The organism is Microcoleus sp. POL10_C6 (assembly GCF_036701585.1).
Classification (GTDB): Bacteria; Cyanobacteriota; Cyanobacteriia; order Cyanobacteriales; family Microcoleaceae; genus Microcoleus.
In genome coordinates this window covers 103,179-121,139 of record NZ_JAUBRB010000001.1, presented here as the reverse complement: position 1 = coordinate 121,139, position 17,961 = coordinate 103,179, and the positions used below count along the sequence as shown (strand labels likewise).

General features: G+C 44.3%; 17 protein-coding genes. 7 read left to right on the top strand and 10 right to left on the bottom strand.

Going from position 1 to position 17,961, the window contains the following annotated elements; all coding sequences use genetic code 11:
- The first annotated feature begins 113 nt into the window (after positions 1–113).
- From QUA34_RS00480 to QUA34_RS00460, 5 genes are all read left to right on the top strand, one after another.
- Positions 114–635, top strand: coding sequence for a LabA-like NYN domain-containing protein (locus tag QUA34_RS00480; RefSeq protein ID WP_006633075.1), 522 nt, complete (start codon positions 114–116; stop codon positions 633–635).
- A gap of 188 nt (positions 636–823) precedes the next feature.
- Positions 824–2,464 carry a 2-isopropylmalate synthase gene (locus QUA34_RS00475; protein ID WP_333323860.1) on the top strand — a complete coding sequence of 547 codons (1,641 nt, stop codon included), beginning with the start codon at positions 824–826 and terminating at the stop codon, positions 2,462–2,464.
- Between the two features lie 143 nt (positions 2,465–2,607).
- Complete coding sequence (locus QUA34_RS00470; protein ID WP_333383177.1) at positions 2,608–3,408, top strand: class I SAM-dependent methyltransferase; 801 nt, start codon at positions 2,608–2,610, stop codon at positions 3,406–3,408.
- A 46-nt stretch (positions 3,409–3,454) separates the two neighbouring features.
- Positions 3,455–3,751 (top strand): antitoxin family protein, encoded by a 297-nt coding sequence (locus tag QUA34_RS00465; protein ID WP_333081106.1) that lies wholly within the window; start codon positions 3,455–3,457, stop codon positions 3,749–3,751.
- A complete protein-coding gene (locus QUA34_RS00460; protein WP_333383174.1) occupies positions 3,745–4,212 on the top strand; it encodes a type II toxin-antitoxin system VapC family toxin in 468 nt (155 codons plus the stop codon). Before QUA34_RS00465 ends, QUA34_RS00460 begins: the two co-directional genes overlap by 7 nt.
- Positions 4,213–4,301: 89 nt before the next feature.
- On the opposite strand, the gene hisC is transcribed toward QUA34_RS00460, so the two are convergent.
- The 4 genes from hisC to QUA34_RS00440 form a co-directional block, all read right to left on the bottom strand.
- Complete coding sequence (hisC, locus tag QUA34_RS00455) at positions 4,302–5,348, bottom strand: histidinol-phosphate transaminase (RefSeq protein WP_333383172.1); 1,047 nt, start codon at positions 5,346–5,348, stop codon at positions 4,302–4,304.
- 127 nt (positions 5,349–5,475) lie between these two features.
- Positions 5,476–6,189, bottom strand: coding sequence for a glycerophosphodiester phosphodiesterase family protein (locus QUA34_RS00450; RefSeq protein WP_333383170.1), 714 nt, complete (start codon positions 6,187–6,189; stop codon positions 5,476–5,478).
- On the bottom strand, positions 6,186–7,040 hold the full coding sequence (locus QUA34_RS00445; RefSeq protein ID WP_333383167.1) for an alpha/beta hydrolase: 855 nt from the start codon (positions 7,038–7,040) through the stop codon (positions 6,186–6,188). The genes QUA34_RS00450 and QUA34_RS00445 overlap by 4 nt, the downstream gene beginning before the upstream one ends.
- A gap of 179 nt (positions 7,041–7,219) precedes the next feature.
- Complete coding sequence (locus QUA34_RS00440; RefSeq protein ID WP_333383166.1) at positions 7,220–8,500, bottom strand: esterase-like activity of phytase family protein; 1,281 nt, start codon at positions 8,498–8,500, stop codon at positions 7,220–7,222.
- A gap of 33 nt (positions 8,501–8,533) precedes the next feature.
- On the opposite strand from QUA34_RS00440, the gene QUA34_RS00435 reads away from it, so the two are divergent.
- On the top strand, positions 8,534–9,856 hold the full coding sequence (locus tag QUA34_RS00435) for a tetratricopeptide repeat protein (RefSeq protein WP_333383163.1): 1,323 nt from the start codon (positions 8,534–8,536) through the stop codon (positions 9,854–9,856).
- A 199-nt stretch (positions 9,857–10,055) separates the two neighbouring features.
- Here the strand turns inward: QUA34_RS00435 and QUA34_RS00430 are convergent, their stop codons facing one another.
- Entirely contained in the window at positions 10,056–10,580 is a 525-nt protein-coding gene (locus tag QUA34_RS00430; RefSeq protein ID WP_333383160.1) for a GNAT family N-acetyltransferase, read from the bottom strand.
- Between the two features lie 444 nt (positions 10,581–11,024).
- On the opposite strand from QUA34_RS00430, the gene QUA34_RS00425 reads away from it, so the two are divergent.
- Positions 11,025–13,115 carry an ABC transporter ATP-binding protein gene (locus QUA34_RS00425; RefSeq protein WP_333323881.1) on the top strand — a complete coding sequence of 697 codons (2,091 nt, stop codon included), beginning with the start codon at positions 11,025–11,027 and terminating at the stop codon, positions 13,113–13,115.
- 133 nt (positions 13,116–13,248) lie between these two features.
- On the opposite strand, the gene QUA34_RS00420 is transcribed toward QUA34_RS00425, so the two are convergent.
- The 5 genes from QUA34_RS00420 to QUA34_RS00400 all read right to left on the bottom strand — a co-directional run bounded on the left by QUA34_RS00420 (position 13,249) and on the right by QUA34_RS00400 (position 17,872).
- Positions 13,249–13,467: a hypothetical protein gene (locus tag QUA34_RS00420; protein ID WP_006633087.1), complete on the bottom strand. Its 219-nt coding sequence runs from the start codon at positions 13,465–13,467 to the stop codon at positions 13,249–13,251.
- 131 nt (positions 13,468–13,598) lie between these two features.
- The gene (locus QUA34_RS00415) at positions 13,599–14,816 is read right to left on the bottom strand and encodes a DNA double-strand break repair nuclease NurA (protein WP_333323882.1); all 1,218 of its coding nucleotides are present in this window, start codon (positions 14,814–14,816) and stop codon (positions 13,599–13,601) included.
- Positions 14,817–15,229: 413 nt separating this feature from the next.
- Positions 15,230–16,024: an HAD family hydrolase gene (locus QUA34_RS00410; RefSeq protein WP_333323999.1), complete on the bottom strand. Its 795-nt coding sequence runs from the start codon at positions 16,022–16,024 to the stop codon at positions 15,230–15,232.
- A 227-nt stretch (positions 16,025–16,251) separates the two neighbouring features.
- Positions 16,252–16,989, bottom strand: a complete 738-nt coding sequence (locus QUA34_RS00405; RefSeq protein WP_333323884.1) for a DUF928 domain-containing protein — start codon at positions 16,987–16,989, stop codon at positions 16,252–16,254.
- A gap of 142 nt (positions 16,990–17,131) precedes the next feature.
- Positions 17,132–17,872, bottom strand: coding sequence for a DUF928 domain-containing protein (locus QUA34_RS00400; RefSeq protein WP_333323886.1), 741 nt, complete (start codon positions 17,870–17,872; stop codon positions 17,132–17,134).
- Positions 17,873–17,961: the final 89 nt, after the last annotated feature.

Sequence of the window (17,961 nt, the reverse complement as noted above, 5' to 3'; positions counted from 1 at the left end):
TACTGGGGAGATGGAGTTTTCTGAAGTCTAATCTATTGCCTCAGTTAGCTCCATGTTGCTAAAATGTGATATTTAGATTAACTTCTTTCTACAATTATTAGGTCTAAGTTTCTATGACAAACTTAATGAACCGCCTTTCTATTTTTGTGGACGGGAACAATATGTTCTACGCTCAACAAAAGAACGGTTGGTTTTTTGATCCTCGCAGGGTGCTCGAATATTTCAAAACTTCGCAGCCGAATGTCATCTTGATCAATGCTTTCTGGTATACGGGTCTCAAAGACCCCCAAGATCAAAGGGGATTTCGAGATGCTTTGATCAGTCTGGGTTACACGGTTCGCACTAAAATTCTTAAGGAATATTACGACGATGCTTCGGGCAGATATTCTCAAAAGGCTAATTTAGACATAGAAATTGTGGTTGATATGTTTAATACCGTGGATCAATACGACCAAGTTGTGCTGTTTAGCGGGGATGGGGATTTTGAGCGGGCGATCGAGCTGCTCCGCTCGAAAAATACTCATATTACTGTGGTATCAACCGAAGGAATGATTGCTAGAGAGTTACGAAATGCTACAGATAGGTATATAGACCTAAATGAAATTAGGGAACATATCGAGAAGATGGATTATTAGTCAGTAGTTATTAGTCATTAGTCATTAGTTATTAGTCATTAGTCATTAGTCAGCAGTCATTAGTCAGTAGTTATGGGTTATGGGTTATTAATTATTCGTTATTGGCGCGAGACAGGGGACTGGTGACTGGAGGCTAAAAATCCAGAAAAACGGACAAGTAAAAATCAGGAAAACACTTTTTTAGAGCTATGAAAACTCAACCAAGTCAAGACCGGATTATTATTTTCGATACGACTTTGCGAGACGGAGAACAATCTCCGGGTGCATCTCTGAATGTGGATGAAAAGCTGACGATCGCTCGCCAGTTAGCGAGATTGGGCGTGGATGTGATTGAAGCGGGTTTCCCTTTCACCAGCACGGGAGATTTCGAGGCAGTCCAAAAAATAGCCCGATCGGTTGGCACAGAAAATGGGCCGACAATTTGCGGTTTAGCGAGGGCGAGAAAGGAGGATATTAAAACAGCAGCCGAGGCTCTGAAACCCGCCGTAAATTCGCGAATTCATACGTTTCTGGCCACGTCCGATATTCACTTGGAGTATAAGCTGAAAAAGACGCGGGCTGAGGTTCTGGAAATTGTGCCGGAAATGGTAGCTTACGCTAAGTCTTTTGTGGATGATGTGGAGTTTTCGCCGGAAGATGCTTGTCGATCGGAACCGGAGTTTTTGTATCAGGTTCTAGAACGAGCGATCGCAGCGGGTGCGACTACTGTTAATATTCCCGATACTGTCGGCTACACGACTCCGAGCGAGTTTGGGGCTTTGATTCGGGGAATTAAGGAAAATGTGCCGAATATCGATCGCGCAATTATTTCGGTTCACGGTCACAATGACTTAGGATTGGCTGTTGCTAACTTTTTGGAAGCTGTGAAAAATGGCGCCAGACAGTTAGAATGTACGATTAACGGGATTGGCGAACGGGCGGGAAATGCAGCTCTGGAAGAGTTGGTAATGGCGCTTTACGTGCGGCGCCAATATTATAATCCGTTCTTGGGCCGGCCTGCAGATTCTGAGGAACCGCTGACAAATATTGACTCGCGCCAAATTTATAAAACCTCGCGGTTGGTTTCCAATTTGACGGGGATGTTGGTGCAGCCAAATAAGGCGATTGTCGGGGCAAATGCTTTTGCTCACGAGTCGGGAATTCACCAAGATGGGGTGCTGAAAAATAAGCGGACATACGAGATTATGGACGCTGAGTCGATCGGCTTAACTGAAAATCAAATCGTCTTGGGCAAATTATCCGGCCGCCACGCATTTCACACTCGCTTGAAAGAGTTGGGTTTTGAAATGGCAGACGATGAGCTAAATAAGGCTTTTGTCAAGTTTAAAGATTTGGCAGACAAGAAAAAAGAGATTACTGATTGGGATTTAGAGGCGATAGCCAATAACGAAGTGCACCAAGCACCGGAACTGTTCCGGTTAGAATTGGTGCAAGTTTCCTGCGGCGACAAATCTCGCCCGACAGCAACTGTCACTGTGCGGAATCCGGCGGGGGAAGAATTGACCGATGCTGCGATCGGCACTGGGCCTGTGGATGCGATTTACAGGGCAATTAACCGGGTGGTAAACGTACCGAACGAGTTGATCGAGTTTTCTGTACAATCGGTAACAGCGGGCATAGATGCGATCGGCGAAGTAACAATTCGCTTGCGCCACGAAGGCAAAGTATTTTCCGGTCACTCAGCAAATACCGATATTATCGTAGCCTCCGCAGAAGCATACATCAGCGCTTTAAATCGCCTGTATCAGGCATTGCAGCATACTACTGAAAAATCCTCGGAACAGCCAACTGCGATCGGAAATCAAGTTGTTGCAAAAGCACAGCGCTGATAAATTTATTGTCAGCCATTTTTCTTGAAACAAACCGCAGACGAACCTAGATCGAAGCAGATAAATCTCAATTAATCTGCCTTTATCCGGGTTTATCTGCGGTTTAAAATTACTTTTTTTGACTCATAACCAACTCTTGAAAAATGCAAGAAGAAACTTTAAAAAAAGAGCGGCAATTCCACGATGCTTGGGCATCCACAATCGATATTGACGGCATTCGAGTTAATGATTACTTTGAAGCTTGTACCGCCCCAGAAAATAGATTTATCGTCCAGCAAATGGGCGATATTACAGGCAAACGCCTGTTAGATTTAGGCTGCGGCGCGGGAGAAAATAGCGTTTATTTTGCTAAAAAAGGCGCCAATTGTGTCGCGGCGGACTATTCTCAGGGCATGGTAGAAGTTGCTCTGAAATTGGCTGAGAAAAACGGCGTCAAAATAGACGGCTGCACGGTGAATGCAATGGCCATGGATTTCCCGGATAATAGTTTTGATATTGTTTACGCTTCTAATTTGTTGCACCATTTGCCGGAACCTGAAAAGGCAATTCGCGAAATGCACCGCGTGCTGAAGCCTGGGGGTAAAGCTTGTTTTTGGGACCCGATGAAGCACAATCCGGTGATTAATGTTTACCGTAGGATGGCGACTGAGGTGCGGACGGAGGATGAAAGTCCTTTGGATATTAATATTGTGAAACTTGTTCAATCTTTGTTTTCGGAGACGGCTTACGATACGTTTTGGCTGACATCGCTTTGGATTTTTTTACGCTTTTATTTAATCGAAAAAGTGCATCCCAATGAGGAGCGTTATTGGAAAAAGATTATCATTGAACAAGAGAGATTGAAACCGGAATATTCTCGGTTAGAAGGGTGGGATGGCTTTTTGAAGAAGTTGCCTTTGATGAAGCGATTGGCTTGGAACTTGGCTGTGGTGGCAACGAAGTAATTAAAAGAAGTACAATAAGTCAAAGTATTTAATTAAGAGGCTAATTATGCCAGAAACTATTACTGCTATCTACGAAAACGGGGTTTTTCGTCCCTTGAGTCCTTTGTCATTGAATGATGGGGAAACTGTGCAGATTCAACTCTGGCCAGATGACCCAAAAAAGCAGGCAGAATTGGCAATCCAGTTTTTAGTTGACCGAGGATTGGTGACTCCACTACCTAACAATCCCCATAACGTCGAGGCTGTCACTGATGAAGATGTGTATGAATTGGCTAAAAGGTTAGGGGCAAAACCGGGCAAGCCTCTATCGGAAATGATTATCGAGGATCGCGGCCCGTGGTAAACATTTATTTTTTGGATAGCAGCGCCCTCATCAAAAGATATGTCGTTGAAATTGGCAGCCCTTGGATCAAGACGCTCACGGATTCCCAGACTGGTAACTCGCTGCTTGTAGTCCGCATCACCTGGGTGGAAGTTCTTAGTGCTTTTGCACGCAGACAACGTGAAGGCGGTATAACTGCTGCGGAAGTGGCTGCACTTATTCAAAAATTTCGCTCGGAATTCAATAGTCGGTATAGAGTTATCGAAGTTGATATGGCACTGGTTGAAAGGGCGGGTGAACTGATTGTTCAATATCCACTGCGGGCTTATGATGCTGTGCAATTGGCGGCTGCTTTGCGCGTTCAATCTGTTTTAACATCAATGCCCGAAACTCAACTAATTTTTGTTTCGGCGGACAACAGATTGCTGGATATTGCTCAGTCGGCAGGGTTGGCTAGTGATAATCCTAATAATTATCCGTAATCAAGCTGTTTGTCGTGAGGAATGCAAGTCTTCATACCAATCATAGGACTAAAGTCATCACTAGAAACTAATTTTAGTGCGATCGTTATTTATAGGATTTCTTTCAAGGTTTTAACTAAGATTTGATTCTGTTCCTCCGTACCTACACTAATCCGCAATTTGTCTTCTAATCGCGGCTGATTGAAGTATCGAATCAATATTCCCCGTACTTTCATTGTTTGATAAATTCTTTCTGCATCGCCGTTTGGCGGCCGCACTAACAAAAAGTTGGTTTGCGAGGGCCAAACGTCAAAGCCTAATTCCTGGAAGCTAACGGCTAGTTTTGCTCTGGAATCCTTAATCTTTTCGGCGTTGGCTATTTTGTGGTCTTGATCTGCGATCGCACCCGCCGCCACTGCATAGGCTAAAGCATCCACATTGTAGCTGTCTTTGACTTTATTTAATTCAGCCAGCAGCGCCGGATTTGCTATGGCAAAACCCAGCCTCAATCCTGCTAGGGAATAACCTTTGGAAAGCGTCCTCAAAACTATAACATTACTGTACTTTCCTGTCAAGTTCAAAGCATTTTCTTCGGCAAAATCTACATAAGCTTCGTCGATAACAAGAATACCCGATAACTCTTTAGCCAGCTTCTCCAAATCTGCAACAGATATGGCTGTTCCCGATGGACTGTTTGGCGAAGCTACAAATGTCACTGCACCCTGGGCTGCTATTAGCAAATCGACTGGTAACTTGTAGTCGTCGGGATAAGGAACTTCGACAAATTCTGCCTCTTGAATTTCTGCCAATGTGCGGTACAATACATAGGTAGGCGCGGGACAAACCACTGGTTTACCGGCTTCCCCCACAGCGCGAACTATCAAGTTTAATAAATCGTCGCTGCCGTTACCTACCGCAATCCAATCGTCAGGTACTCCTAAAACTTGACTAGCAGCAATGCGGAAACTTTTGCCAGTTGGATCTGGATAGCGCCGCAGCATTTCTCCGTCTATTTCCTGAAGCACTTTTAAGGCTTTGGGAGAAGGTGGATAGGGATTTTCATTAGAATTTAGTTTAATAATTTTTGTGCCTAGCGGTGGCTGTTCCCCCGGCACATAGCCAGACATTTCGTGGATGCTTTTGCGAAAATAATTCATCTATTAATTGAGTTTTGTGGAACGGGCATCTTGCCCGTTCTTGATCATGGTGCAAGATATATTGAGTTTTGTGGAACGGGCATCTTGCCCGTTCTTGATCATGGTGCAAGACATCAAGTTAAAAAGATTATATCAAACAATTAGTGACTATCCGCGTTATACCCAAATCAATTAACTTTTGCATATCTGCTCGATCGTCCACCGTCCAGGCCACAATGTCAACTCCCTGACTCCGGCTTTCTTGAATTAGTGCGGGGTTTTCCAGCAAAACGCGATACTGGCTGCTAATCAAATTATCCTGATAGGTCACAGCTTGAGCTAATTGAGTTTTGTACGCTTCTAGATTAGCAACAATATGTCCGATCGCCAAATCGCCAGATAGCCGCCGCACTTGTTCCAGAAATCCAGCGTTAAAGGAGGTAATAACGCATTTGTGTTGGATTTCTTCGTCCTTCAAACAGTTGACAAAAGCCGCGACATCTGCGTCAGACCACTCGCAGTGAGGTTTGACATCAAAGTAAAGAAATTTGTCAACCTTTTTGAGTATGGTTAATGATTCTTTTAAAGTAGGAATTTTTTCTTGTGAAAATTTCTCGCTAAACCATTTTCCTGCATTAAGTGTTTGCAATTCAGACAGGGTTGTTTCCCTAACTTTGCCAGAAACTCCCGTGATTCTATCTAATGTGGCGTCGTGAAAAATCACTGGTACGTTGTCGGCGGATAGCTGGATGTCAAATTCGATCGAATGAGCTCCACGGGCGATCGCCAGTTCAAAAGCTGCTAAAGTATTCTCAGGGGCGATCGCCGAAAATCCCCGATGTGCAATAATTTCTAAATTCACTGTCTTGTACCCTCTAAAAAATCTGCCACAGTTTGATTAAAAGTTTCTGGTTGAGTCAAAAAAGACCAGTGGTTCCCCGGTACTTTTGCAACGGTAAGATTTTTCAAGTATCTCTTGTATGGCTGCATTTGCCAAGCCATGCGATTTACGCCTTTTTCCGGCTGTACAAACAAAGTCGGTATCTCAATATTTTCAGTTAAACCCGCAACTTTCATCACTTCTGCAAATATCTGATTTCTGGCTGCAATTGTAAATTTACTGCCCCAATTTCCGTCAGATTTTTGTTCGATTTGGTTTTGGAATACCATTTGCTGCACGTCACTCCAATCTGCGTATTCTCCCGATTGTTTTGCTGCTGCTTCTGCTTGGGCTAAAGTCGCAAACGGGCCCACACATTTGAGACAGTCTAATTTTCGGTAAACAATTGGCAGGGTGAGTTTCATCGCGGCGGGCAGTTTGGTGATGAAGATGGGGTCTACTAAAATCATACTGCAAAAGCGATCGGGATTTTGCCTCGCCCAAATCGGTGCTAGTTTTCCCGTCCAAGAATGTCCTAAAATGTGTGCGTCAGACCAATTGAGATGTGCCATCAAAGCTTCTAAATCTGCGATCGCACTTTCAAAAGTATAGCCTGTTTTCGGTTTGCTACTCTCTCCGTGTCCGCGCATATCTGGCGCTACAATATGATAGCGGTTCGACAAATAATCGCCCAAGTTAGTCCAGACACAAGCACTATCTGCTAAACCGTGTAACAATAGCAAACGCGGAACTTTGGTTTTCCCTGTTTCTGGCTTCCATTCTAGGTATGAAAGCTCGATTTCTGGTAAGTGCAAAGTGTTACGAGTTGGCATGATTATGGGGTTTTATATTTGGATAAATTTGATTTAACTTTTTTATGAACAGGCAAGATGCCTGTTCCACAAAGAGTGAATTTTTTTCTACTGTTTTCATAAACAGGCTTGCGGGCCTGTTTCACAAAGAATAAATCTTTTTGTGGGGTGGGCCGTTGCTCCTAGCCCGCCCTTCTAACTTAACCTTTGCCCTTCAAACTCAACAAGATAAACTGAGTTTTCTGCGCTTCATCAAAATTGTCATCGCTGACCAAAACTAGACTCTGGCTGCCATCTGGCAAGCGCGGGCCGAGGGTCATCCCCTCTAAATTGTACAGCGGAATTCCGAGTTCGCTTAAGTCTAGGAGCAACTTTTTCTTAACAGGTTCCACCGCCACTCGCCCTTTAAAACTCTGGATTCTCGAAGTATCTGTAGCCGCCCCAACCGCTACTTGATAAATCCTAGCGCTGTATCCCGACAGCCCAAAAGAACGTTCTAAACTCAGAATCTGACCGCTACCGACAGTTACTAATTCTGTTAAACCGTTCAAAATAGTCATGGGAACTTGGTCGAGATTGTAAAGATTTTCTGAGACTAATTGCGGCGTTTTATCGACGATGATATAATGTAAAATACGGAGTTTACTTGCCTGTTCGGGGTCTAAATCTTGCATTAACGGCGCTTCCGTAGCTGCGAACAAACGAAACGGATCGAGACCGCCTGGACTAAAAGTTTCTGGGTCGATGGTTAAAGATTCAAAACCTAAATTGTCCACAACTCCTTGCTGCTGTTTTTCATCGCTGGCATCGGGAATATAGCGCTTTGGTATGGGCAAATTTCCCCGCATTTGCCCGGTTTTGATGTCGAATTCTCCGATAAAAGGAGGTATGCCCACATGAGTAACGCCTTCGCTGGCGACAAATACTGAGTTGCGGGGAGAAAGGGCGATGCCTTCGGGATTGATGGAGCCCCAAGAGAAGGTTTCACCGTCTGCTTTTTTGAGGGAGGTAACGCCTTCAACGGTAACTTTTTTCAAGCGAATATTGCCGGGATCACTTGATGTGAGGTCGAGTCTGAGACTGTAAAATCTCGCTTCTCCGTTTTCGCTGGGGTCGTCGGAAAGAGCGTAAAAGCGATAAGCTTTGGAAGTGACTGCACTAATACCTTTCGGATCGTAGGTAATTCCTGACAAACCGCCGACTGGTACTCCTTCAAAATTCATTTTTGGCAATTGGTAGTCGCCCAAAAATTCTAGGGACATTTCTGGAAAAGAGCGGTCTTTTCCAACTGCGGGAGGGGGGGCGCAAGCTGTGGAAACAGTTAAGAGAATTAGGGCTAGACTGAATAATCGTAAAATACGTTGGCGAAGCCCTGGAAGAGGATCGCCCAACGCATTGAACTGAAAACAATTGCTCAGTGCGGTAAAATTTATTTTGTTGCTCTTGTTGAACAGTTTGCTTTTGTGCCATCTTTGTGACATAATTTATACCGTTTTGTAGATATGCAAAACTTGATGTTTCCAGAAAAGATGCCGAATCGCGGCAAGCAAATTTTGAGAATCAGAAGTTCTGTGCCAATTGGGTGCTTGCTTTTTTTGTGGCTGTGTGCTGGTTCTATTGCTAGCGCCCAAACTAATTCACCAGGCCTCGATCAATTTTCTCCTAATCCTCTAGAAATTACCACACCCGATCCCCTAACTCCCGCTAACGAATCTTTGAGCAGCACTCAGCGGGACGAACTGACAGCGGCTTTGGAAGAGTTAAACTTAGAAGCAGCGGCTAAACTGCAAGCTGGAGACGGCGCGGGTGCTTTTGAAATTTGGTTCCGAGAATTGCGGCTGCGGAGGTATCTGGGGCCGGCGGCGGAAATTGCTGCTTTGAGTCGGGTGGGAAGTGTTGCTTGGAGTAATGGTAAAAACCTCGAACTACAGCTTATTACCAAACGGTTGCAAGCAATTCAAAAACAAGTCAAATCCCAAGTACCACTTAATACTGAGTTGCTCCCCGTCTTCGCTGCGGCTTTTCAGCAGGTGCGCGCTAAAGGGCCGACTGTAGAAGTTTACCAAGAAATTCTCGAAAATGCGCGCCAAAACCAAGATATATTGGCTCAAGGTCAGATTTTGAAGGCGATCGGGCTGATTCATATCAATTGGTTGAGTTACGATAAAGCTGCTCCCGTGTATGAGGAATTGGCAACTTTAATTCAGGAAAACCGGGATTTATTTGCTGCTAATTCTGCTGTGCAAAGTTCTGCTGTAGTTGCGGGAAACGGTGCGCCGCCGCAGCCTGTAACTCCTCCAACTGAGGTAGAGACTCTGAGACAGTTGGCCTACGTTTACCAGCAGTCGAAACAACCCCTAAAGGCGATCGCAGCTAGGGAAAAACTAGCATCGGTGTATCTTAACTTACAAAACCCCAGCGCTATACCACCGCTCAAAATTGCGATCGCCAGTGATTACCAAACCATAGGTCAAATCAATTTAGCCGCTCAATACTATCAGGAAGCCTACAATTTAGCCGTCCCTATTCAACAGTATGCCCAAGCTAGCGAAGCTTTAGATAAATTAGCATTACTTTATCGATCGCAAAAGCAGTGGGAGCAGACTTTGCGGATTTATCAAATGCAGTTGCTGTTAGAAGAGCGGGCTTACAATTTCTACGGCTTGATGAACACTTATGACAAGATCGGTCAAGTTTATCAAGAGATGAAGGCTTACGATAAAGCTTTGGAATCCTATCAAAAAGGGTTAGAAGTGGCTAAAAAATTGGGACACAGACAAGAGTATTTTGCTAAGAAAATTCAAAAAGTTAACAAGCAATTGCAAAAAACTTCGTAGTTGTCAGCCGACAATAATGCCAATTTGCGATGCGAGTAATTTAAATGCAGTAAGGTGTGCAATGCACGCCTTACAAAACTACTTTTGACCGAGAATTTCTTCATGGTACCCGCCACGTGATTTATCCGTGCAATCAATCCAAAATCTAAAATCCTCAAGCCCCCGAATTGATCCGTGCGGTCAATCCAAAATCCAAAATCTAAAATCTAAAATCGAATGACTCGTAGGTTTCTCGCGAGATAAAGTAATATAGTACATCAGTTTCGTAATAACGAGCATTTTTTTCATATTTCATGCCAACTTTTTGTATCACCCGCTGGGAGGCGATATTTTCTGGGCGGGCGATCGCAACTATTCTCTCCAACTTTAATATTTGAAATCCATAGTTAAGACTAGCAAAAGATGCTTCTGTTACCAATCCTTGATTCCAATAAACTTTGTCTAGCGCATAGCCCAGCTCAACTTCCGGTGTCTGATCCAGAAAAGCCAGTCCACAGCGGCCAATCATTTTACGGTCTATTTTATGTACTAAAGCCCACATTCCGAAATTGTTTTCTGCCCAATGTTGGACCATGTTATGAATGGCACTTTCTGTTTCTTCTCTAGTTTTAACTCCTCTCAAGTATTTCATTATTTCTGCATCACTGTAAATACGGTACAGCTCATCTAAGTCGTCTGGCGTAAATTGTCTCAGATACAATCGGGCTGTCTCTATTTCTTGCATAACTTTTAACCAAAAAGTCTAATACACTTTCCTGGGGACGACGGTGAAATGTAAAATCAATCTCTTCAATGCAGTGAACTGCCTTTGGAAAACCTAGCATTTGATCCAGCAAATAAAACCCGTGGCTAACTCTATGTCTAAAGGCATAAAGTGGCAAGTAGCGGGTATCCGCAATTGTAATAAATATGGGCGACTGAGCGCTGTCTGGTTCGATAATTTGCTGGCTATGTAGAAGATTTGCTAATTTGACTGACTCTATTTGCTACAATTATTAGTTGGATATATTGTACAGCTTTTTTGCTAAAAGCTGACAGAACCGATCTCGCCGCCCGCCCTACAAGCCGCGCAGCGAAAAAAAGCTCGATATCTTCAGCAAAAGCCGCCTAATTTAGCAGCATAATAGCTTCTGCAATCTAAAATCTAAAATCTAAAATCTAAAATCGGATGACAATTTCCTCACCAGTAGCAGACACCAAAAACAAATCCGGCCAGGAAACAGACTGGCGGTTATTTCTGAGGTTGGCATCTTACGCAACCCGCAGCAAACGCTTGCTGATTATTTCGATCGCACTATTAGTACCGTTAGCAGTCTCAGGAGCAATTCAACCCATTCTCATCGGACAGGCAATTTCGGTAATTCGCTCGGAACCTACCTACGAATTATTGCGAGGATTGCCTCTATCTGCTGCCTTGAATATTTTGGCTATTTTGCTGATGCTAACTATAACACTTAGATTAGCACTGCAATCACTTCAAGGCTATTGCGTCACGAAAGTAGGGCAAATAATTACTACAGATATTAGAAATGATTTGTTCGCCCACGTCACATCGCTAGCAGTGAGATTTTTCGATCGCACTCCTGTCGGCAAACTGATGACTCGCCTCACCAGCGATGTAGAAGCTTTGGGAGAGGTTTTCTCTTCAGGGGCGATCGGCATTGTCAGCGATCTATTTTCAATTTTAGTAATTGCTATTTTCATGTTTACCATGCAGTGGCAACTAGCTTTAATGTTGGTGCTGATGATGATACCAATTACCGCCGTCATAATTTATTTCCAGTACCAATATCGCATAGCCAATTACAATACCAGAGAAGAACTTTCCGAACTCAACGCCCAACTGCAAGAAAACTTGACTGGTATTGGCGTAGTGCAGCTATTCCGCCGCGAAAGATTCAACTCAGAATTGTTTCGCGTCACCAATAAACGCTACATTAAAGCAGTTGACAAAACTATATTTTACGACTCAGCCGTATCTGCGACTTTAGAATGGATTGCTTTAGTAGCTATTGCAGCGGTTTTGTGGATGGGTGGTCAAAGGGTTTTAGCCGGTAATCTTAACTTTGGTACTCTCTCTGCATTCATTTTATTTGCTCAGCGTCTCTTCGATCCGCTGCGGCAATTTGCTGAGAAATTTACCGCCATTCAAGCAGGATTTACCGCCGTCGAACGCATTAGCGATATTCTCAACGAACCGATCGAAATTAAAGATCCAACCAGCGCAAAGAAGGAAGGGCACAACACGGATTTTGACACGGATACACGGATGTTTGAAGGGAGAGGGAAGAGGGAAGAAGGAAAAGCGAAGAGGGAAGAAGGAAGAAGGACAGGTTATTCACCGTTGTTGATAACTGGACATCCAGAGGCAACGGCTTACAACTTGTCTCCGTTCGATCGCGAATTGGCAGATAATCCTCAAAATCCACCAAGTTCAGAATATCGTTTATTGCCCAACAATCCCCCATCACCCCCCGCCAACCCCCCGAAGCTTCGGGGGGGAGAAAATGCCAAATCGCAGAATTCTGAATCGGGAGAAATCCAATTTGACAACGTGTGGTTTGCTTACAAACAAGACGAATATGTCCTGCAAAACCTCAATTTCACCATCAAATCCGGCGAAAAAGTAGCATTAGTTGGCCCCACCGGTGCAGGCAAAAGTTCGATTATCCGTCTTCTGTGCCGCCTTTACGAACCTAGCCGAGGACGGATTCTGGTTAATCATGTCGATATTCGGGATTTGCCTCAAGCAGAGTTACGCAGGCACATAGGCGTAATTATCCAAGATGGCTTTCTATTTGCTGGTGATGTGAAGAGCAATATCAGCCTGGGAGAAAGTTACTCGATTGAGGAAATTCAAGCAGCAGCAGAAAAGACAAATGTTGCCCGGTTAATCGAACAGTTGCCTCAAGGTTATGACACGCAATTGCGGGAACGGGGGACGAATCTTTCGGGGGGACAAAAGCAATTATTAGCGTTTGCTCGCGCCGCTATTCGCAATCCCAGTATCTTAGTTCTAGACGAGGCAACTGCTAGTTTGGATGTGGGTACAGAAGCTTTAATTCAAGAAGCTCTAGAGCGTTTGATGGCGGACAGAACGGCGATAATTATTGCCCACAGGCTCTCGACTATCCGAAATGTCGATCGTATTTTAGTGCTCAAACGCGGGCAGTTAGTAGAGTCTGGCAGCCACGAAGAGTTGTTGCAGCAAGAAGGGTTGTATGCCAGTTTGTACAAGTTGCAAATGCTGGGAAGTTAATATCTGAAGGAAGAAGGAAGAAGGAAGAAGGAAGAGGGAAGAGGGAAGAAGGAAGAGGGAAAATTCTCGGAATCCCCTGATACCCGGCTTCTGGAAGAAGTCGGGTATCTAAAATTTAAAATCTAAAATCGGCTCACTTGCCCGAAATCATTTTCCCCAGGGTTTCGGGCAGGTGAATTATATGTTGAAACAACTGATTTGGGCCGATGCCAAACAATAACTGCATCGTCAGCACAATTGCTGCTAAACCAATCGCTGTCCCGATGCTGGCTTTCAATACTTTAAACGCCCAATTAAACACTAACCAAGATACAAGTAACGAAGCAATTAAGATAATTAGTTCTATTGGCATATAACATTTTTAACTCTACATAAATTACGTATCAAAACCAAAGAAACTTGGTTTTTTATCTGTGTTAAAGGCTCAATTTCAGTATTTTCGTAAAAAACCAGGTTTCTGCCTCCAGGACTCTACTTATTACTTTAAGCAATACTGCCGCGTTTCCGTGTTTCCTTATAAGAAATTCCCACATTTTTTAAGCCAGCTTTAATCATTTGCTGCTCTAACAAAGCGAAAAAGCGACTTCGATCGCCCCCCGTGACTACCGCTTGATTGTGAGCTTCTGCTAGCGTCACCGGATACCCGCCGCCTTTGTGTACTTGAGCCAGCATCATTCCTAATGCTAAATCTAGCTGTGCTGTATCTTGTGCTACCCATTCCGGCACTTCTATTCTAGCAATTTCTGTGCCAACGTGAACGTAACAGAAATAGACGGAATTAACGCCGTACAAATCTAAAATTCGAGCTTGGGACTTCCATAAAGGGCTTCTTTGTCCCGGTGACAGGATTGTTGCCCACAATATGGCATCTCGCAAAGGTTCAAATTCTTGACAAGGTGCTTTTTCGGCGAAAGAAATTGTGGCGGCAAATCCGACGTTCGGGCAATTTGTCATGCAGTCTGGTACTTCGTGGGTGCAAGCTTCAAATCGTAAAAAAGATAAGGTTTCGCTGCTGCGAGAAGCGCTTAAGTATCCTAACAGCGGAATTCCTGCTAGACGCAACTTGTCCCAAGATTCTAAAATTGGTAGCAAAATTTGATCGCGCGCATCGGTGGGTAACTGTTCCAAAAACCAATAAATTAGGGAACCGTCTACCATTGCTAAAGCTGGCGCGGGCAATTTATTGTCGTTAACTTTTGCCCAATTGCAGCCCATTTCTGCTAAGGCAATTGCTTCGGAAACTGCGCGCCGATATCCCATCCATTCTTCGGTTCTAATTCCCCACTGCCGCGAACCGTACAAGTCTTCGGCTTTGTAGAAAACCTCGGGTACGCTGTCTAAAACTGGGTGCCGGCTTTGTCCGTAGTGCAGCATGACTGTGCCGACGTTTAGCAGGTAACAGTAGGCTATTTCGTGATGGTTGGGAGAAATTTGCGATCCGTCTGTGGCAAAGACTGTGTGAGCGGCGGGGGGTGCGGTGATGTAGGTGCGATCGGACAATGGCTCGATCGGGGTGGCAGCATTAAATAAAGTGCGATCTCGCCAATTCTCTTGCAATTCCACCAATTTTTCCTGTTCGCCTGCAGCCTTTACCAGCAAATTCTGAGCCACTTCCAAACGCTGGCGAGCGGCTGCCGCTTCCACATTCAAATGTTGGCTCATTCCCTGCATTGCCTTGGCTGCTTTAGTTAAATCCAGCATGGGTTTTAAGTCTCAATATTAGAAAGCTTTCAAGCTGAGAAATTATCAAAACACTTTTCAATTTTTGGGTTCCGAAGCTTGGTTTTTTGTCATCCACGCGGTTTGAGCAACTAAAATACTTCGTACCAGCCCGCATAAATAGTAAAAAAACCCGATTTTTGATGTCAAGAGTACCTGCAATAGTCTATAAAAAAAACATTTTTTTTTGTTTATCGCCTTGCTTTTATGAGGGATTTCTGTTATATTTATTTTAGTATAATGGGATGGTAGCAAAAATATTATTTTTGCCACCATCCCATTATACTAAAATACCATGTCTACGCCGCAAAAGTCAACAAAAAAGATGTAAAATTTTGTGATTTTTTTTGACTCTGAAAAGCGAAAAAAAATCACTACTGTAAACAAATCTAACATCAACAGTCGATCGGCAGCCAATCTGCAAAATCTCCGGCAAACTGGGACAGAGAAAGCAATTGAACTGGTGGATTTTGAGCCACAGATTCCCGTTCTGGTAAAGTATTGTAACCCCAATCCGCCAAAAATAACCTCACCTGAGATAAATCCGGCTGCTGCTTCACCGACAGCAAAGTCTTTAACCTGTCTTCCACAAACCAAATAGTCGAATCTTTGCCAGACGCGGCCAAAAATTCCCGCAAAATTTGGTGTTTAGGCTTGTTGTATTCCTTACCAAAAATCAACTCTGACGGCATTTGTACCCCTGCTAGCTGCAAAAGTTCTCGCACAAAACGACCTTCCTTTGTAGTGACGATCGCCACTTTCACCGAACTCTCCTGCAACGAGTGCAACCGATCCGCAACCCCTGGATAAAAGCGGTGCAAAGACAGCCACCCTGCTAAATCCTCAGCAATCCAATTATCGCGCAATCCGTCTAACATAGCACCGACAGACTGCGCTTTTAAATTATTTTCGGTCAATAAATGCGGTACTATATTGGGCCACTCTAGCAAAATTTGCTCTGGGGAAATTCCTGTCAGCAGCGCGCGGATCAGCAGTGGCATTTCCCAACCGGTTTCGATGGCGGGCCGCACTCGGTAAAAACTCAAAGCTAAATCTGGATCTGGCACTGTTTCGACTGGTTTCCAGATTTGACAGTAGGTACGCCAAGCGGTTTGGAAATATTCGATTAGTCCGTCACAAATCACACCGTCAAAATCAAGAGCTAGAATTGTCGGAAAGTTATTAGCCATCAATCGATTTTAGATTTTAGATTTTAGATTTTGGATTGAAGAATTGAAGAATTTGAGAATTGAAGAAAGCGATCTCACTGATGAATCCGGGGACTTGTTATCGGATACTATTTTTTGGTGGTGCCAGGATAAAGACGGGGGCTTGTACCCTGGCTGCTTTCGGTCACTGGATTGAATCATTGAAGAATTGACTATGCAAACACTCAGCAGTGATTGGTCAAGAGTCGTTATTCAAAAGACTGAACTAGCGGCTGAGTGGCAATCGATTCTAGTCCTTGGGACTGCAACAATTGCGTCCACTCGGCCGTCAGCCGCGAATCATCGGGTGCGCGGCGCCGCATTTCGGCTAGAGTCGCAAGAGTTTCGTACCAAATCCCATTTTTAGCATAAGCAATCACCTTAGCCATAGGGTCGGGATTTGCCAAATCGTTCTTGAGATTTGCCTGGGGTTCAATTCGCTGCATCCATCCTTTAACAATATAATCTCCCGAACGCTCCAGAGGATCGCAGGCTAGTGCAAACGACCACACATATCGTTTACCAACCTCAATATTTTTTGTCTTGTCTTTCTCAGAAAGGCTAACTCCAACAATTCCGGCTTTGTCATTTTTTAAAGTAGTTTCGTAGACTACTTCGGATTCATCTGCGTTTAGCAAAATAAACTCTACTTGAGCCGCCGGTTGAGAAACATATACAAAAAATGTTGGCGACTCTGTTAGCGTTAAGCCAATATTGCTTTCAGGTATTAACGGAGTAATGAATAAACCATCCCGTAACTTACAGCCTCGATGCGTCCCCCCTTGCCTGTTGTCGGGGGCTGTTACATCGGGAGGTGTGAAATTAACATTCTGACTCAGCAGCATGGGTGCAGGCACAGCCTGCATCGGTGTCAGCAAACTGGGGAGAGTAACGGCGATCGCCAATACAGTCATCGCCAGTGCAGTAAAATGTATAAAACGTTTCATTTTTTCACCAACTTGTAGAAATATTTATAGAGCGTATCTCTAAATGTTAACCCGGAGTTTTAGCCCCGGGCGCGATCAAGTAAATGGGTCGATTTTCACATCGCCATCGACAGACCGACAAAATTTCCCGAAATAGCGAGATTTAAAGAGGCGCAACCAGTGGTTGAGCTGCAACAGATTCCAGTCCTTGGGACTGCAATAATTGCGTCCACTTAGCTGTCAGCTTCACATCCCCCGGTGTCTGACGCCGCATTTGGGCTAAAGTAGCGAGAGTTTCGTACCAAATCCCATTTTGAGCATAAACGTTGAGCCTAGTCATGGGGTCGGGATTTGCCAAATCGCTCTTGAGAGTTGCCTGCGGTTCAATTCGCTGTACGAACCCTTTAACAACTAAATCCGCAGACCGGTCATCGGGGTCGCAAACCATCGAAAATGACCATACGTATCGCTTGCCAACTTCAAGGGATTTGTTGTTGTCCACGGTAGCCGGAATACTAACTCCAACAATCCCGGATTTGTCTAGTTTAAAGGTTTTTTCGTAGACCACTTTGTCCTCCTTTTCGTTGAGCAAAGTAAACTCTATTTCGGGCGAGGTGTTAGGAATATAGACAAAAATTGTGGGAGAATCTGTTAGGGTTAAACCGATATTAGTTGGAGGCACTAAAGGAGTAATAGATAAACCCGCTGGACAAAGCTTGTTGCCACGATGTGTCCCTCCTTGTCTGCCGGCCGGGGCTGTTACGTCGGGAGGCTTGAAATTAACATTTTGACTCAGTAGAAGCGGCTGAGATTGTGCGCGCATCGGTGTAAGTGAACTGGGTACGGTAGCTGCGATCGCAGATACGGCGACCGCAAGTGTAGCCCGATGTAGAAAACGTTTCATTTTGTTGTACCTTTCACTATAATTCCAAACACAGGCATTGGCTGATGGCGACAAATATTTTTGAGCTGCTAGTCGAGGGCGCAGATACA

Excerpts from the sequence above, each read along its gene's own strand:
- QUA34_RS00440 (WP_333383166.1), bottom strand. The coding sequence starts at position 8,500 with ATGTCACAAAGATGGCACAAAAGCAAACTGTTCAACAAGAGCAACAAA.
- hisC (WP_333383172.1), bottom strand. The coding sequence starts at position 5,348 with ATGAATTATTTTCGCAAAAGCATCCACGAAATGTCTGGCTATGTGCCG.
- QUA34_RS00420 (WP_006633087.1), bottom strand. The coding sequence starts at position 13,467 with ATGCCAATAGAACTAATTATCTTAATTGCTTCGTTACTTGTATCTTGG.
- QUA34_RS00470 (WP_333383177.1), top strand. The coding sequence starts at position 2,608 with ATGCAAGAAGAAACTTTAAAAAAAGAGCGGCAATTCCACGATGCTTGG.
- QUA34_RS00480 (WP_006633075.1), top strand. The coding sequence starts at position 114 with ATGACAAACTTAATGAACCGCCTTTCTATTTTTGTGGACGGGAACAAT.
- QUA34_RS00410 (WP_333323999.1), bottom strand. The coding sequence starts at position 16,024 with ATGGCTAATAACTTTCCGACAATTCTAGCTCTTGATTTTGACGGTGTG.
- QUA34_RS00400 (WP_333323886.1), bottom strand. The coding sequence starts at position 17,872 with ATGAAACGTTTTCTACATCGGGCTACACTTGCGGTCGCCGTATCTGCG.
- QUA34_RS00425 (WP_333323881.1), top strand. The coding sequence starts at position 11,025 with ATGACAATTTCCTCACCAGTAGCAGACACCAAAAACAAATCCGGCCAG.
- QUA34_RS00465 (WP_333081106.1), top strand. The coding sequence starts at position 3,455 with ATGCCAGAAACTATTACTGCTATCTACGAAAACGGGGTTTTTCGTCCC.
- QUA34_RS00405 (WP_333323884.1), bottom strand. The coding sequence starts at position 16,989 with ATGAAACGTTTTATACATTTTACTGCACTGGCGATGACTGTATTGGCG.
- QUA34_RS00435 (WP_333383163.1), top strand. The coding sequence starts at position 8,534 with ATGTTTCCAGAAAAGATGCCGAATCGCGGCAAGCAAATTTTGAGAATC.
- QUA34_RS00475 (WP_333323860.1), top strand. The coding sequence starts at position 824 with ATGAAAACTCAACCAAGTCAAGACCGGATTATTATTTTCGATACGACT.
- QUA34_RS00445 (WP_333383167.1), bottom strand. The coding sequence starts at position 7,040 with ATGCCAACTCGTAACACTTTGCACTTACCAGAAATCGAGCTTTCATAC.
- QUA34_RS00415 (WP_333323882.1), bottom strand. The coding sequence starts at position 14,816 with ATGCTGGATTTAACTAAAGCAGCCAAGGCAATGCAGGGAATGAGCCAA.
- QUA34_RS00430 (WP_333383160.1), bottom strand. The coding sequence starts at position 10,580 with ATGCAAGAAATAGAGACAGCCCGATTGTATCTGAGACAATTTACGCCA.